Annotated in this window: 15 protein-coding genes; 9 read left to right on the top strand and 6 right to left on the bottom strand. The window is 41.3% G+C overall.

What is annotated here, in order from left to right:
* Positions 1 to 69: 69 nt before the first annotated feature.
* The gene (locus V7K36_RS14730; protein ID WP_335116854.1) at positions 70 to 426 is read left to right on the top strand and encodes a hypothetical protein; all 357 of its coding nucleotides are present in this window, start codon (positions 70 to 72) and stop codon (positions 424 to 426) included.
* A 15-nt stretch (positions 427 to 441) separates the two neighbouring features.
* On the opposite strand, the gene V7K36_RS14725 is transcribed toward V7K36_RS14730, so the two are convergent.
* From V7K36_RS14725 to V7K36_RS14715, 3 genes are all read right to left on the bottom strand, one after another.
* Positions 442 to 1,005, bottom strand: coding sequence for a Uma2 family endonuclease (locus V7K36_RS14725; protein ID WP_335116852.1), 564 nt, complete (start codon positions 1,003 to 1,005; stop codon positions 442 to 444).
* Between the two features lie 124 nt (positions 1,006 to 1,129).
* Positions 1,130 to 1,435: a tetratricopeptide repeat protein gene (locus V7K36_RS14720; protein ID WP_335116850.1), complete on the bottom strand. Its 306-nt coding sequence runs from the start codon at positions 1,433 to 1,435 to the stop codon at positions 1,130 to 1,132.
* 188 nt (positions 1,436 to 1,623) lie between these two features.
* Entirely contained in the window at positions 1,624 to 2,811 is a 1,188-nt protein-coding gene (locus V7K36_RS14715) for a glycosyltransferase (RefSeq protein ID WP_335116848.1), read from the bottom strand.
* A gap of 144 nt (positions 2,812 to 2,955) precedes the next feature.
* Here V7K36_RS14715 and V7K36_RS14710 point away from each other — a divergent pair, with 144 nt between their 5' ends.
* The 7 genes from V7K36_RS14710 (at position 2,956) to V7K36_RS14680 (ending at position 10,876) form a co-directional block, all read left to right on the top strand.
* Complete coding sequence (locus V7K36_RS14710; protein ID WP_335116846.1) at positions 2,956 to 4,239, top strand: proton extrusion protein PcxA; 1,284 nt, start codon at positions 2,956 to 2,958, stop codon at positions 4,237 to 4,239.
* 347 nt (positions 4,240 to 4,586) lie between these two features.
* The gene (locus tag V7K36_RS14705; RefSeq protein ID WP_335116844.1) at positions 4,587 to 5,063 is read left to right on the top strand and encodes a hypothetical protein; all 477 of its coding nucleotides are present in this window, start codon (positions 4,587 to 4,589) and stop codon (positions 5,061 to 5,063) included.
* Between the two features lie 98 nt (positions 5,064 to 5,161).
* Positions 5,162 to 6,031 carry a polyphosphate kinase 2 family protein gene (locus tag V7K36_RS14700; RefSeq protein ID WP_335116843.1) on the top strand — a complete coding sequence of 290 codons (870 nt, stop codon included), beginning with the start codon at positions 5,162 to 5,164 and terminating at the stop codon, positions 6,029 to 6,031.
* 177 nt (positions 6,032 to 6,208) lie between these two features.
* Positions 6,209 to 6,841 carry a chemotaxis protein CheB gene (locus V7K36_RS14695; protein WP_335116856.1) on the top strand — a complete coding sequence of 211 codons (633 nt, stop codon included), beginning with the start codon at positions 6,209 to 6,211 and terminating at the stop codon, positions 6,839 to 6,841.
* Between the two features lie 125 nt (positions 6,842 to 6,966).
* Positions 6,967 to 8,862 (top strand): CheR family methyltransferase, encoded by a 1,896-nt coding sequence (locus V7K36_RS14690; RefSeq protein ID WP_335116841.1) that lies wholly within the window; start codon positions 6,967 to 6,969, stop codon positions 8,860 to 8,862.
* 394 nt (positions 8,863 to 9,256) lie between these two features.
* Positions 9,257 to 10,117 carry a 3'(2'),5'-bisphosphate nucleotidase CysQ family protein gene (locus tag V7K36_RS14685; protein WP_335116839.1) on the top strand — a complete coding sequence of 287 codons (861 nt, stop codon included), beginning with the start codon at positions 9,257 to 9,259 and terminating at the stop codon, positions 10,115 to 10,117.
* Positions 10,118 to 10,156: 39 nt separating this feature from the next.
* Complete coding sequence (locus V7K36_RS14680; protein WP_335116837.1) at positions 10,157 to 10,876, top strand: hypothetical protein; 720 nt, start codon at positions 10,157 to 10,159, stop codon at positions 10,874 to 10,876.
* Between the two features lie 57 nt (positions 10,877 to 10,933).
* Here V7K36_RS14680 and V7K36_RS14675 read toward each other — a convergent pair whose 3' ends face one another.
* From V7K36_RS14675 to psbA, 3 genes are all read right to left on the bottom strand, one after another.
* On the bottom strand, positions 10,934 to 11,821 hold the full coding sequence (locus tag V7K36_RS14675; protein ID WP_335116835.1) for a hypothetical protein: 888 nt from the start codon (positions 11,819 to 11,821) through the stop codon (positions 10,934 to 10,936).
* Between the two features lie 49 nt (positions 11,822 to 11,870).
* Entirely contained in the window at positions 11,871 to 12,380 is a 510-nt protein-coding gene (locus tag V7K36_RS14670; protein WP_335116833.1) for a hypothetical protein, read from the bottom strand.
* Positions 12,381 to 12,648: 268 nt separating this feature from the next.
* Entirely contained in the window at positions 12,649 to 13,731 is a 1,083-nt protein-coding gene (gene psbA, locus V7K36_RS14665; RefSeq protein WP_335113048.1) for a photosystem II q(b) protein, read from the bottom strand.
* A 145-nt stretch (positions 13,732 to 13,876) separates the two neighbouring features.
* Here psbA and V7K36_RS14660 point away from each other — a divergent pair.
* A partial coding sequence (locus V7K36_RS14660) for a hypothetical protein (protein ID WP_335116831.1) occupies positions 13,877 to 14,080 on the top strand: 204 nt, incomplete at its 3' end.

Raw genomic sequence — 14,080 nt, 5'->3', positions numbered from 1 at the left:
TGAAAATGCTCTAAATTGGTTTAATCATTGTGGTCTGTTTTTTGAGCCTATTAGATAGCTTTTTTTGTGGTGAATTTGATCGCAAACTGCTGTAATATCGAGTATCCGATTGAGATTAACCAGTACCTCAGAGGTGACTTAAACTACTATCTTCAATCAGAACACAATATTTTAGTGGTAGAAGCAAAACAGGCAGACTTAACACGGGGATTTACCCAGTTAGCGACGGAGTTGATTGCCTTGGATACGTGGGTAGAATCAGATGAGCCAATCTTGTATGGTGCCGTGACTACTGGGGATATTTGGCAGTTTGGTAGTTTTGATCGTCAAGAGAGGAAAGTGAGTCAAGATTTAATGTTGTATCGGGTGCCAACTGATTTGGAAATCTTGATGCAGATTTTAGTAGGAATTTTGATGCAAGGCTAAATGGATAAAGTCGAGCTAACTGTTCATTTTTAGCCAACCAAACACCTGAGCAACTGTTAACTCCAAGTCTATCCCGGCTAACACTGGCAAACCCTCATCATCCTGCAAAAGTTCTGGTTGTTGATTGGGACGGAAGACCAAAATGGAACGATCTTCTGGGTCTATCAACCAACCTAATTGGCAACCATGATCTAAGCAATAGAGAATATTGCCTGTGACTCGATTTGAACTTTGTTCTGGGGAAAGAATTTCAATTGTCCAGTCTGGAGAAAGCAGAAAATCATTGGGTGCTTCCCCATCAGCAGCAAAGGGAATGCGCGACCAGGTGAATACTGCTACATCAGGTACTATTGAACGGATACCAAAACTACAGCGCAGTTCGGGAAAGGCATAAGCACTCTTAAGGCTTTCGGTAACATCATTGATACTGTTGCACAGTCTTAACTGCAATCGACTATGCTTCCCTTTTGGCATTGGCTTGGTAATAATCTTACTGTTAATGTATTCGCTGGCAGGTTTTGTTTCTGGTAGGTCGAGAAACTCCTCCAGTGTCAAGGATTGCCTAACTACTGTGGACATGGCTCCTGAAGAAAAGCAAACGGGAATGATTCTAGTCTAGCAATACCTACCCTTGGCGATTAGAAATCGCTTGGTGCCAGAAAACCATCAAAATTATCCTGCACAGATGCAACACCTCAAGTATCTACTTCTGAAGTTGGTTGATGATTTCCAGCGCTTTTTGGTAGTCCTCTATTTTTCCTTGTTGTTTAAAGATATCTGCGGCTTGCTGCAAATCAGTAATTGCCCCCTTTTTATCTCCCAATTCAGTGCGGACAACACCCCGGTTGTAGTAGGCTGGGGCAAAGTTGGGATTGAGGCGAATCGCTTCAGTATAAGCTGTGATCGCTCCTTGCAAATCTCCTTTCTTTTGCTTATCCAAACCCTGATTAAAGAAGTCTTCAGCCGTGAGTGTTGGAACTTTGGGAGTATCAGTTAAACGAATTGCCAAGAAATTTATGTCGCTAGCATAACTGGGCTGATTGATGGTCGCAGTAGTGGTAAACTGGTAATAAATCTAAGTCTGTGCTTGTCCAACGTATCCTTTCATCAATGGTTTGGCTCATCAGAACCCCTGAAATATTAATAATAATATCCTAATGCATTTGTCATTCTCCCCCATGCCCAATGCCCCCTGTTTTACATCAACTTCATCTCTCGCAACCCTTGGCGTAGTCTCTTCGCCTCTTCGGGATTATACCTTTCATGAATAGCGATCGCTTTTCTAAAAGCTGTTAAACTATCTTGATGATTGCCAACTTTCAGCAATACTACCGCTAAATTTTGATAAGCTTCGGCATAGTTGGGATTTAACTCGATCGCATTTTGATAATATGCGATCGCGTCTGTAAATAAACCCAAAGCCTTAAATATCATCGCCAAATTATAATGTCCAACAACAAAAGTCGGGTCAATTTTCAAAGTTGTGGCATAAGCAGTTTTCGCACCGTTGAAATCTCCTGCTGCTTTGAGTAAGTTACCCAAGTTGTTGTATGCTCCTAATTTGAGCATGGGATAAATTGGCAATTTGATGGCAGCTTGATAATGAGAAATAGCCTGTGGGGATTTTTGCAACCGACTGTAGGCAATGCCTAAATGATAGTGGAGTTCATATAAAATATCGTAGTTTTCTTCAGCAACGGTGATTCCTCGTCTCAGCAACTCCATACCTTGGGAAATTTTGCCAGTTTCCACATACAATGCCCCTAATTTACTGCAAACATAGGGGTCATCAGGATGAGTTGCGAGAAACCCTGACATCGCCGTAGCTGCTTTGGCATATTTGTTATTTTGAGCGATCGCACTTTTTTGATATCCTGTGTGTAAAAGTGCTACCCCTGGTAAATAACCTACTTGCCAATGGGGTTCCTTGGTTAAAATTGCTGACACACTATCATCTACCAAGGCATGGTAAGGACGGTCAAAACGAATATCTGGATGATTGCGGAATAGCCTGGAAACCAGAGAATAGGGAGATTGTTCTGCACCAACTTCCTGGCGGACAAGGTTGATGAGTAGGTATTCATCTCTAGCGATCGCCTCTCGCAACTGCGGTACAATTGCTGGTGTCAGAATTTCATCAGCATCTAATACCAAAATCCAATCACCAGTGACATATTTTAGAGCAGCATTGCGGGCAGCACTGAAGTCATTAGACCATTTAAAATGATAGACTTTTGCACCGAGTTGTTGGGCAATATTGGGAGTGCGATCGATTGAGCCTGTATCCAAGACTACCATTTCATCCACTACTTTTCTGACACTGTTCAGGCATTTAGGCAGTGTTGCTGCTTCGTTTTTCACAATCATGCACAGACTGAGTTTCATAATTGACAGATCATTTACACACATTATTTATAGTAGTGAAATAAATTAATTTATCACAGTTAATTTTCTGTTACAAAAACCTGAGACACGACTTTTTCATGTTTGTATAACTATAATACACATTATATAAAGAGTCATATCTATATGAAAGATTCATTCGCCAAAACAGCAAATTTGCTTCGCCAAAATCTCAAAGAATATTTGCGATCGCTTAACCATTGGTTTTTAAATACACCAGAAAGGGCACTCTTAGAAGCTCAACAAGCAGCTCAAAGAATTAGAAATATTGAGAGAGAATATTTTGATAACAAAAAAATATCTTTAGAATCAGTAAATTATACTGAAAACGTCATGTATTACTGGCAAGTATATCTTGATAAAAATTTAACTATTATCAAGTTCAGACTTGCAGAATTCCAGCTTAGTCGGGGACTTGTCAATATCTCTAATTCTGTTTTATTAGAAAAGTTGAAGGTTATTGATGAAGTTGTAGAGAAGTACGCTATCAAAGAGAAACTCATTAACAACAGCCCATTAGCATCAACTTCTCAAGCCATACAAATTAACCGGAGCGAAATTAACAAACAGCCAGACTCATCTAATATTAATGATATTCAAGCAACACCTCCATCCCAAAAGAGTGGGGCTTTTCCAAGGTCTATAGTCAAAACAGTTAATAGAATTAAAGCAGATCTTACCCCGCATGCAGAAGAAGAATTTATGAGAAATTACCGAATTTCTCAAAATAGGACAAGAATTGCTCTGAGATTTTTAATAACTCTAATAATTGTACCCCTTTTAGCTCACAATTTATCTAAATATTTTTTAGTTATTCCCATATTAGAAAGAATTAGAGGAGATAATACAACTCAAATTTTCATCAATTCCGATATGGAAAAAGAAGCTCTCCATGAATTACATAATTTTGAGCAAGGATTAAAATTTGAATATTTACTTAAGCAAGCACCTCCACTTGATTCAGAGATAATCAAAGGAAAAATTAAAGACAAAGCAATGGAAATAGCTGAGGGATTTCACACTAAAAGTAGTAGCGATATTAGCAATGTCTTTGCAGATTTAATCTCACTATTTTCTTTTGGTATAATCATCGCTCTCAGCAAAAGGGAAATTGTGATTCTCAAGTCTTTTATGGATACCATTGTCTATGGTCTTAGCGATAGTGCTAAGGCTTTTTTAATTATTCTGTTTACAGATATATTTGTAGGATTTCACTCACCAGATGGGTGGGAAGTCCTTCTTGAAGGATTAGCAGAACATTTAGGTTTGCCAGCCAGTAGAAATGTCATGTTTTTCTTTATTGCGACATTTCCTGTGATTTTAAACACTATCTTTAAATACTGGATATTCCGCTATCTCAGTCGTTTATCTCCATCGGCATTGGCTACATTAAAAGAGATGGACGAGTAATTCGTAATTCGTAATTACCAGGCTCTGCCTCTAGTCAAAATTGAGTCGGAGCCTCAATGAATGCATTCCCATGCGGAGTCTGGGAACGAGTCAAGCCTCATCAAGCTAGGTTTTTAGGACTTGTGTGTACACGTAGCCCCCACAGGGAGGAGCCACTGCATTGGACGGCTCTACGATTTGAAGCAAGTGGCATCAGAGGCTTTGATTCTTGCTCCCTTTCCCTTGCTATTAAGGGGCTGGGGGTTAGGTTTGAAAGAAAGTCGTACACGGCGCTAATTACGAATTATTTTGGCGCATTTGTCTCCTGATTCGCTAGGCTATATATGCTGGTTCTTCTGAGACTTGCTATGGATTTTGAAAGCAAAGCCAATACCCCAACTGCTACAGACAACATAGAGTTTGCTCAAACAACTACTACCCGTAAGCCACTGGAATTGTTGCGAGATACTGAGGCTTTGCTACGTCGCTCAACTGTAGCAACACTGTCGCCGATTTTGCCACCAAAACTGTGCAATAGATTCCAAGCAAGCTCATCTTTAGCAGATGATTCCTTTAAGGAACTGGTAGAAATTGACCTAGACACTATTAGTGATTTTGAACTGCGACCTGTACGAATTTGTGTTGGCTTCAGCTTTGTTGGTTTTGGGGCGCTGATGATATTAGTGTTGCTATTGTACTTAAACACGTTTCATCCAGAACTCAGCACGGTTGAACAAATTCGGCAATATTGGTATCAATATGTTTGGTCTGTCAGTTTGGGTGTTACAGGGATGTTTATCTTGGGACGTGAAGCGATGCGTCCTATGCCAAAGCGACGAAAATGAATTTTGCATCAAAATTCTTTAATTAATAAATGATAATTTTTAGAAGTTAGCACTTCAAAATGTGCTTCGGTATAAGCAGCCGTTAGGAAATTTTATACATGAATCACGATGCTTTCATTGTTCCACCAGGTTCAAAGATTTCTCTGAAAAAAAACTATGACCCAGCTTATAAGACTGATTTTGATCAAAAAACTGATGCTGCAATCAAATTACAAACAGATATTGAACGATTAGCAAATTACCAAAATATTCTTTATGCTCAAAACACCTATGCCTTGCTGATTATTTTTCAGGCAATGGATGCTGCTGGTAAAGATAGCACAATTAAACACGTTACCTCTGGTGTGAATCCGCAAGGATTTCAGGTGTTTAGTTTTAAGGAACCTAGTGCTGAAGAATTAGACCATGACTACCTGTGGCGAACAACGAAGGCTTTGCCAGAAAGAGGTCGAATTGGGATATTTAACCGTTCATACTATGAAGAAGTGCTTGTGGTTCGTGTCCATCCAGAAATGCTTAAAAAACAACAACTTCCCCATTTACCTGAGGGAAAAAAAATATGGAAACAGCGCTTTGAAGAAATCAATGATTTTGAAAAACATTTGGTAAATAATGGTGTGATCATCCTAAAGTTTTTTCTAAATGTCTCGAAATCAGAGCAGAAAAAGCGCTTTTTAGAACGGATTGAATCTGCTGAAAAAAATTGGAAGTTTTCAGATAGCGATGTTCAAGAACGAGCTTTTTGGGATGATTATATGAATGCTTATGAAGAAGTTTTTAACTATACTAGTACTAAATGGGCACCGTGGTATATTATTCCTGCCGATCGCAAATGGTTTACACGCCTGACCGTTGCTAATATCATCTGCACAAAATTACAAGAACTAAATCTGCAATACCCGATCCTTAGTGAGGAACATAGGCAGCAACTGTTACAAGCAAAACGCATTTTGGAGCAGGAAGATTAAGACATGAATTTAACAAAGTAAATAAAGTAAAGTAAAGAAAGAAAGAAAGAAAGTTAAGTAAGTTAAGTAAGTAAAAAGCACTGTATAATTCATTTAAATCTAAGGATGAATAATTGTGACTTAATTAATGCTATTTGCCAGGAAAAAAATTTAGCAGATAGTCGTAGCCGTAAAATCATGATTCAGATGGCAGAAGATTGCAACAATTATCTACCTCACTTTACTAATGCTGCGTTTGATATTGTGGCGATCGCAGCCTCAGCAGGCGGTCTGACTGCTTTAGCTAAAGTTCTATCGACTCTACCAAGAGAATTTACAGCCACGATCGCCATTGTGCAACACCTTGGCCCCCAACAGCGCTCGTTCATGGCAGAAATTCTGAGTCGGCGCACGACTCTTACCGTCAAGCAGGCAGAAGAAGGAGATTGCCTTACCCCAGGAACAGCTTACGTTGCTCCACCTAATCGTCACCTGTTAGTTAACGGTGACGGCACACTTTCCTTATCACAGTCTGAATTAGTACATTTTTTACGTCCTTCGGCTGACCTATTATTTGAATCGGTTGCAGCCACTTACAAAGATAGAGCGATCGCCCTTGTGCTAACTGGAACGGGTAGCGACGGTGCTATGGGAGTAGAAGCGATTAAAAAAATGGGCGGTACTGTCATTGTCCAAGATGTAGAAACCGCCGAATTTTCCGGGATGCCCTCCGCCGCAATTCAAACTGGCAACGTAGATTTTATTCTCCCCCTTGATGAAATCTCCAGCACCCTGATGACTTTGGTTATGGGTAATGTTGAAATCAAGTGAGATATTTATTAGTCCCAACAGCTGCCTCATCATTTATTCTGAGGCTAATAGCACTCATTCGTCTAAAGACGACTGAATAAAAAGACTTTTAATCTAAAATCCCAAATCTAAAATCCCAAATTGGTATGACTTTCGCAGAAAGAGACCCCGAATTTGAAAATCTACTGATTTATCTCAGACAAAGCCGGGGATTTGATTTTACAGGCTATAAGCGCTCGACTTTGATGCGTCGAGTAAGCAAGCGGATGCAGCCATTGACCATAGGGAACTTTGAAGAGTATCTAGACTACCTAGAAGTTCATCCAGAAGAATTCAATTATCTTTTAAACACTATCTTAATTAATGTCACTACTTTTTTTCGAGATTTATCAGCTTGGAAATATATAGCAGAGGAAATACTGCCTAATCTGATTCGGAATAAAAAAACTTCTGACCAAATCCGCATCTGGAGCGCTGGCTGTGCTTCTGGGCAAGAAGCTTATACGCTGGCAATATTGATGGCTGAAATATTGGGAGTAGAGGAATTTCGTCAACGAGTGAAAATCTACGCCACAGATGTAGATGAAGATGCTCTCAACCAGGCACGTCTTGCTACGTATTCAGCAAAAGATGTCCAGACGGTGCCAGATGAACTGCGCCAGAAATACTTTGAGATTATTGCGAACCGCTATGTCTTTCGTCAAGACTTACGCCGCTCTGTGATTTTTGGTCGCCACGATCTGCTTCAAGATGCGCCCATTTCGCGCTTAGATTTGCTGGTTAGCCGCAATACATTAATGTATTTTAATTCTGAGACTCAAGGGCGAATTCTGGCCCGGTTTCATTTTGCACTAAATGATCCAGGCTATCTGTTTTTGGGGAAAGCAGAGATGCTATTGATGCATTCTAGTTTGTTTACACCATTGGACTTGAAAAACCGGATATTTACTAAGGTATCGTCTGTGAATATACGCGATCGCCTCTTGATTATGGCAAATTCAGGAGATGAAGAATCTAGCGGTCGTTTGTCTCGAAATCTCCGGCTGCGAGACATGGGTTTTGACACAACACCAATCGCCCAAATACTCATTGATTTTAATGGCACTCTGGTAATGATGAACGAGCAGGCGCGGACTTTGTTCGCCCTTTCTCGCAAGGATTTAGCTCGTCCCTTCCAGGATTTAGAACTTTCTTATCGACCAGTTGAATTGCGATCGCTAATTGAACAGGCTTATAGTGAACGCCGCCCTGTCAGCCTGACAAATGTAGAGCGCTATTTGTCAAACACAGAAATGCAATATCTGGATGTGCAAATCACGCCTTTGCAAGAAACAGACACCAGTTTTTTAGGAGTCAGCATCGCCTTTCATGATGTCACCCGTTATATTAAACTGCAAGAGGCGCTACAACGCTCCCAACAGGAATTAGAAACTACCAACGAAGAACTACAATCTACTAATGAAGAATTAGAAACTACCAACGAAGAACTACAATCTACTAATGAAGAATTAGAAACCACCAACGAAGAATTACAATCGACTAATGAAGAATTGGAGACGATGAATGAAGAGTTACAATCTACTAATGAAGAATTACAAACAATTAATCACGAACTGAGCGATCGCACCAAAGAACTTAATCGCATTAACATTTTCATGATCTCTATTCTCAGAAGTCTCCAAGCTGGAATAGTGGTAATTGATAGTAGCTTTAACATCTCAATTTGGAATTACATGGTAGAAGATTTATGGGGCTTGCGAATTGATGAAGTTTTAGGACAATCTATCTTCAGCCTAGATATTGGGCTACCCGTCGAGCAGTTGCGATCGCCCATTCGCGACTCCCTATCCAGGAAAAAACATTTTCAAGAAATGATCCTTGATGCTACCAATCGTCGGGGTAAGCAAATAAAATGTTATCTGGCAATTACTCCCCTGCTTGGCATTGAAATGCAGGGAGCAATTTTGATGATGGTAGATGTAGAGAAAGTCAACAGTATGATTTCTACTCAAGACATGGACGGACGGCGGGAGCAGGATTGACTCTCCACCCCTTAATCCCCTAAGAGCCGGCTCTTAACTCGGGGTCCCCTCTGGGGATTAGGGGCAGGGAGACAAAACGCAGCTTTGTCGGGGTGGGGTTCTTCGGGTTTAATAAGTAATCAAGCGGACATGATATTATTCCTCAGTTAATTCGCATATTTCTTAATTATTCTTTGAATATCTCACAAAGCTTATATTAAGTATAGGTCTATTAGAGGTAGGAGATATTTTCCACGGTGCTTTCTGTGATTACATTTTAAGAGAAAGTTTTACTGATGCACTGTACTGGCAGCTAATATTGCTGCTGATTCGGTAAATTTTTCGGCATCCGGCGCTAGATAGATTTAAAGTAGGGATGCTCACGTTATACATATTTTTAGATTAGGCCAAATTAATGAAAGACTTACAAGAAATATTAGCGATCGCTCGTGAGGTAGGTTGGGGCGCAGCAGATATACTGCGATCGTATTACCACGGCACTGCAAAAGTCCCTAACTTAGAAGTACAGTATAAACAAAATGAGCCTGTCACTGTTGCTGATGTAGCTGTAAGTCAATACATTTTGCAGAGACTACAAGCAACTTTAGGTAACGAAGATTTTGCTTACATCAGTGAAGAAACTTACCAATCGCCAAGTAGTGTAGCACAGCCTTCCGCCCCTTGGGTATGGATAATTGACCCTTTGGATGGCACACGAGACTTTATCGAAAAAACTGGGGATTATGCGGTTCACATTGCTTTAGTTAAGGAAACACGCCCAGTTTTGGCAGTGGTAGTAGTACCAGAGGCTCAAAAGTTATATTATGCTACCAAAGGTGGGGGTACATTTGTAGAAACTCCTGATGAATCTGTTCCTTTACAAGTGTCGTCAGGTAAAGGAGTTGAGGATTCAACCTTAGTTGTTAGTCGCTCTCACCGCAATCAACGGTTAGATTACTTACTACAAAACTTACCTTGTCAAAATCAGAAATCTGTGGGAAGTGTAGGCTGCAAAATCGCCACAATTGTTGAGCAACAGGCAGATATCTATATTTCCCTTTCCGGCAAGTCTGCGCCCAAAGATTGGGATATGGCAGCCCCCGAACTGATTTTAACAGAAGCTGGTGGTAGGTTTACCCATTTCGATGGTACTCCGTTGCAGTATAACACCGGTGATATCAATCAATGGGGAGGTTTACTGGCTAGCAACGGAGAATATCACGAAGTACTGTGTCAGCAAGCAGAAAGGATTTTAGCGCAGTTTGACCATAGCTAATGGGACAGATGAATATTTTTTAATTTGCTTTTCAAAAAAATGTTACGACTTTATCATTTATTAATAGGTTCTATTTTGCTGGTGTCAATACCACTGGCAGTAAAATTTCTTCTCCCCCAATTTTCTCCACCCAACGCGGTAAAACCCCCTACCGTTGCAAAACTTCCCAACCCTAACGAGGGAAATATCTGGCAGAAAATCTTGGGAAATACTCCTGCTCCGACTAACTGGCAAGTTGCTGCTTGTAAGGGAAATGCGCCCCTGTTGTGTGTTTCCTCGAAAGGGAAACTTTTGGGTACAGTTGAGATTAACGTTTACTCACTAGCAAACGATGAGGATTTCCAAAAGAAACTCGTAGCAGCTGGTATTCCACCTGGAAACAAGATGGACTACCAAAATGACAAATACCAAACCCAGGTATTAGCAGCACTCAAGGCTTGGGTTGCAGACCACTACGCTGCTTTTGCGAAAGACCGTCAGGGTGAATATGGAAAAGAGATTCTTTTCTCAGCCTATCCACCGGAACCAGTACCCGTTGGTAAGCTTCAGGGAATCCGCTATGGGTTTGCCGGACTCAAGCAAAAAGGTGGAGTACAAGAGCAATATATCGGTGATGTTGCCTTTGATGGTAGTAAATTTTACGTAATTACCACTGCATTTGGCCCAAGTACGCAAACAGGTAAGTTTGAGAAACTGGAAAACTTGGCTATTTTTCAACCTTACCTATATGCGATCGCAGCAGATTTGCGTTTACCCTAATTGGCATTGGGCATGGGGCATTGGTTATTCTCCCCTGCTCCCCGACTCCCAATCAACCTAAATCTCAGCCACCGCCCGTTCAATCAAGCGACGAGCTAAAGTTTGTGTGCCCGTGTGTTCATAATAATTTGTTGCTACATCCAGGAACGCTGCGAGGTAGTCTAACTTGTCATCCGCAATATCGACAAAACTTTGCAAGTTGCCAACTACCTTTTGTGGCGTTAAATTATTGTCGCTAACAATACTACTCATCCAACCTTTAACTGAGTCAAAGCTTTCGCCGATAAAGTTAAGTTTACTACCAGCATTGTTCCCTGGAATCACATCTTTAATGTTTTGGAAAGTCGAGTTTTTTTCTAACTCCTGTGGATTTGTTTGATTAAGCCCAGATATTGCTTTGCTGATGAAGTCTGGGCCCAGAGGGATCAAACCATCAACACAAACTAATGCCACCATGCGGATGAGTGACTCACCACTATACTCACCTAAAGAGACGACAAAATCCCCAATACTATCTCCAGGAATGCCGTTAATTTGGCAGAAGGCTACCAACTCAGCCACTAATTTTAATGTCAGATCGATGGTTTGAGCTTTGTCAGGTTTGGGAGTGACAGAGTTTAAAAAACCCAACAAAGGAATTTTCTCGCCAACTTTGTTAGCTAAAGCTGCTGCACCAATAGCTCTATCTGTACCATCAACGGTTTGATATAACCACAAGGCTGTTTGGTATCCTTGGGATTTGTCGTTGAATAGATAAATCGCTCGTTCACCAATTTGCTGAATTAAATCTTCGTCGTCTTCGCCAGTAACCGTCTTAATAGTGTTGACAAAGCCGACAGTATTTTGCCACTGGCCAGGAGCAACAAAATCCAGGGAATTCAACATAGAAATGGTCAAACCGCTAGTTGGCAATTGCTCAACTAACTCAACAATCGATTTACTCACAAAAATCTCCTTATTTAAGTTTTGTTATCTTTAATTTCGGCAATGCAGCTCATTTCAGGCTAGCCAGACGACTAAGATTAAACTTCTCTAGCCAATCTGCGCGATCGCTAGCTTTAAATGACGGATCGCGGGAAAGTGCTTTTACTTGGTACTTACCTACCAAAATTGCAGTTTGCGTGTTACCAACCTCTACTGCGGGATAACCCCCAATTTTTTTGGTGCTTTTCGAGAATTTTGCTGCTGTACTCGGTGTACTGGTAGTATCAGAAATAGACAGCAACGCTACTTCTTTACCGCCTTTTTTCAACTTCGCTTCTGCAAAGCCTTTTTTCTCTTGCGTATAGACGCGCTGGTAGCCATCACCTGCATCAGGGAAAAGTTTATTAAATTCGCTACCCTGAGTTGCGGTTTTAGTCACCGCTTGACCCCTTTTTTGTTGAGTGCTTTCTTTTTGTGCTTGGTCAAAACGTCCAGGTGTTTTTGGAGTACAGGCTGTTGTCAGTAGTACCATTGACAGCAACAAAGCGGCTATTACCCTACGCCCACGGTGTAAAATCATTCTTGGTTTCTCCTTATACTTGAACTTTGAGGCAATTATCTGCGCTGCTAGCAATTATTACCCGTAAAATTTACTTTTTGATAATTATTGCCTAAGTTGTGAATTATGGCGGTCTAGTTTTGGTGCAACACCCATCAATATTTTTGCACTTCAAAAAAGTGTCGAGCGCCATGCTTAACCTACCAATTAACCCAATGCAAAAACGCCCCCCCTTTCGGGAGAGCGTTTTTTACTTATAGATCAGCGTGAAGTGCGTCTCAGATTATGATTAACCGTTGATAGCAGGAGCGGTTAGAGCTACAGGAGCAAAATCACCAGCAGCCAAATCTAGTGGGAAGTTGTGAGCATTGCGCTCGTGCATCACTTCCATACCCAGGTTAGCCCGGTTGATGACATCTGCCCAAGTCGCAATCACACGACCTTCAGAATCAATGATTGATTGGTTGAAGTTGAAACCGTTCAAGTTGAACGCCATTGTGCTTACACCCAAGGCGGTGAACCAGATACCGATTACAGGCCATGCTGCTAACAAGAAGTGCAAGCTGCGGCTGTTGTTGAAAGAAGCGTATTGGAAGATTAGACGACCGAAGTAGCCGTGGGCTGCAACGATGTTGTAGGTTTCTTCTTCTTGACCGAACTTGTAACCGTAGTTAAGGGACTCGGTTTCGGTGGTTTCACGAACTAAGGAAGAAGTTACAAGAGAACCGTGCATTGCAGAGAACAAACTTCCACCGAATACACCTGCTACACCTAATTGGTGGAAGGGGTGCATTAAGATGTTGTGTTCTGCTTGGAACACGATCATGAAGTTGAATGTTCCAGAGATACCCAAAGGCATACCATCAGAGAATGAACCTTGTCCGATGGGGTATACCAAGAATACTGCACTCGCTGCTGCAACCGGAGCTGAATATGCGATCGCAATCCAAGGACGCATTCCTAAGCGGTAGGATAGTTCCCATTCACGACCCATGTAGCAGAATATGCCAATCAGGAAGTGGAATATTACCAATTGGTAAGGACCGCCGTTGTACAACCACTCATCTAGAGAAGCTGCTTCCCAAATTGGGTAGAAGTGCAAGCCGATAGCGTTGGAGGAAGGTACTACTGCACCAGAGATGATGTTGTTTCCGTAAATTAAGGAACCTGCAACGGGTTCACGGATACCATCGATGTCTACTGGAGGTGCGGCGATGAAGGCGATTACGAAGCAGGCGGTGGCTGCTAGCAAGGTGGGGATCATTACTACGCCGAACCAACCGATGTAGATACGGTTGTTGGTGCTGGTGATCCACTCGCAGAATCGATCCCATACGTTGGCGCTTTCGCGACGTTGTAAGGTTGTTGTCATGGTTTTATGATTGCGGTTATTTATGAATCAGGCGGTTTTGTTTTTGCCTGTGAAACTACTCTACACCGCTTTACAATTTTTAATCAAGTTTTATTACTTCAGTAAAGCTGATGCAAACTATTAGTTTTACTTATTAAAGACTTATATGTTAGTGTTTGCGGCTCTTCCAAATACATTGAACACCAGTAAACCAAAAAGTTTTTCCCAAAGTGCGATGCCTGCGGCGGGCTGCGCCTACGCTAGAGCTTTTGTACCTTATCCCTCTTCTGTCACTCTCCGAAAACTTTTGCCATTTCTGAATTCTAGAGCTTTTGTATATGAAGCGATCGCGCGATTATTTTCTAATAAC

The organism is Nostoc sp. (assembly GCF_036919555.1).
Classification (GTDB): Bacteria; Cyanobacteriota; Cyanobacteriia; order Cyanobacteriales; family Nostocaceae; genus Nostoc.
This window is presented reverse-complemented; position numbering and strand designations above follow the sequence as displayed.

Excerpts from the sequence above, each read along its gene's own strand:
- V7K36_RS14725 (WP_335116852.1), bottom strand. The coding sequence starts at position 1,005 with ATGTCCACAGTAGTTAGGCAATCCTTGACACTGGAGGAGTTTCTCGAC.
- V7K36_RS14715 (WP_335116848.1), bottom strand. The coding sequence starts at position 2,811 with ATGAAACTCAGTCTGTGCATGATTGTGAAAAACGAAGCAGCAACACTG.
- V7K36_RS14710 (WP_335116846.1), top strand. The coding sequence starts at position 2,956 with ATGAAAGATTCATTCGCCAAAACAGCAAATTTGCTTCGCCAAAATCTC.
- V7K36_RS14705 (WP_335116844.1), top strand. The coding sequence starts at position 4,587 with ATGGATTTTGAAAGCAAAGCCAATACCCCAACTGCTACAGACAACATA.
- V7K36_RS14700 (WP_335116843.1), top strand. The coding sequence starts at position 5,162 with ATGAATCACGATGCTTTCATTGTTCCACCAGGTTCAAAGATTTCTCTG.
- V7K36_RS14695 (WP_335116856.1), top strand. The coding sequence starts at position 6,209 with ATGATTCAGATGGCAGAAGATTGCAACAATTATCTACCTCACTTTACT.
- V7K36_RS14690 (WP_335116841.1), top strand. The coding sequence starts at position 6,967 with ATGACTTTCGCAGAAAGAGACCCCGAATTTGAAAATCTACTGATTTAT.
- V7K36_RS14685 (WP_335116839.1), top strand. The coding sequence starts at position 9,257 with ATGAAAGACTTACAAGAAATATTAGCGATCGCTCGTGAGGTAGGTTGG.
- V7K36_RS14680 (WP_335116837.1), top strand. The coding sequence starts at position 10,157 with ATGTTACGACTTTATCATTTATTAATAGGTTCTATTTTGCTGGTGTCA.
- V7K36_RS14670 (WP_335116833.1), bottom strand. The coding sequence starts at position 12,380 with ATGATTTTACACCGTGGGCGTAGGGTAATAGCCGCTTTGTTGCTGTCA.
- psbA (WP_335113048.1), bottom strand. The coding sequence starts at position 13,731 with ATGACAACAACCTTACAACGTCGCGAAAGCGCCAACGTATGGGATCGA.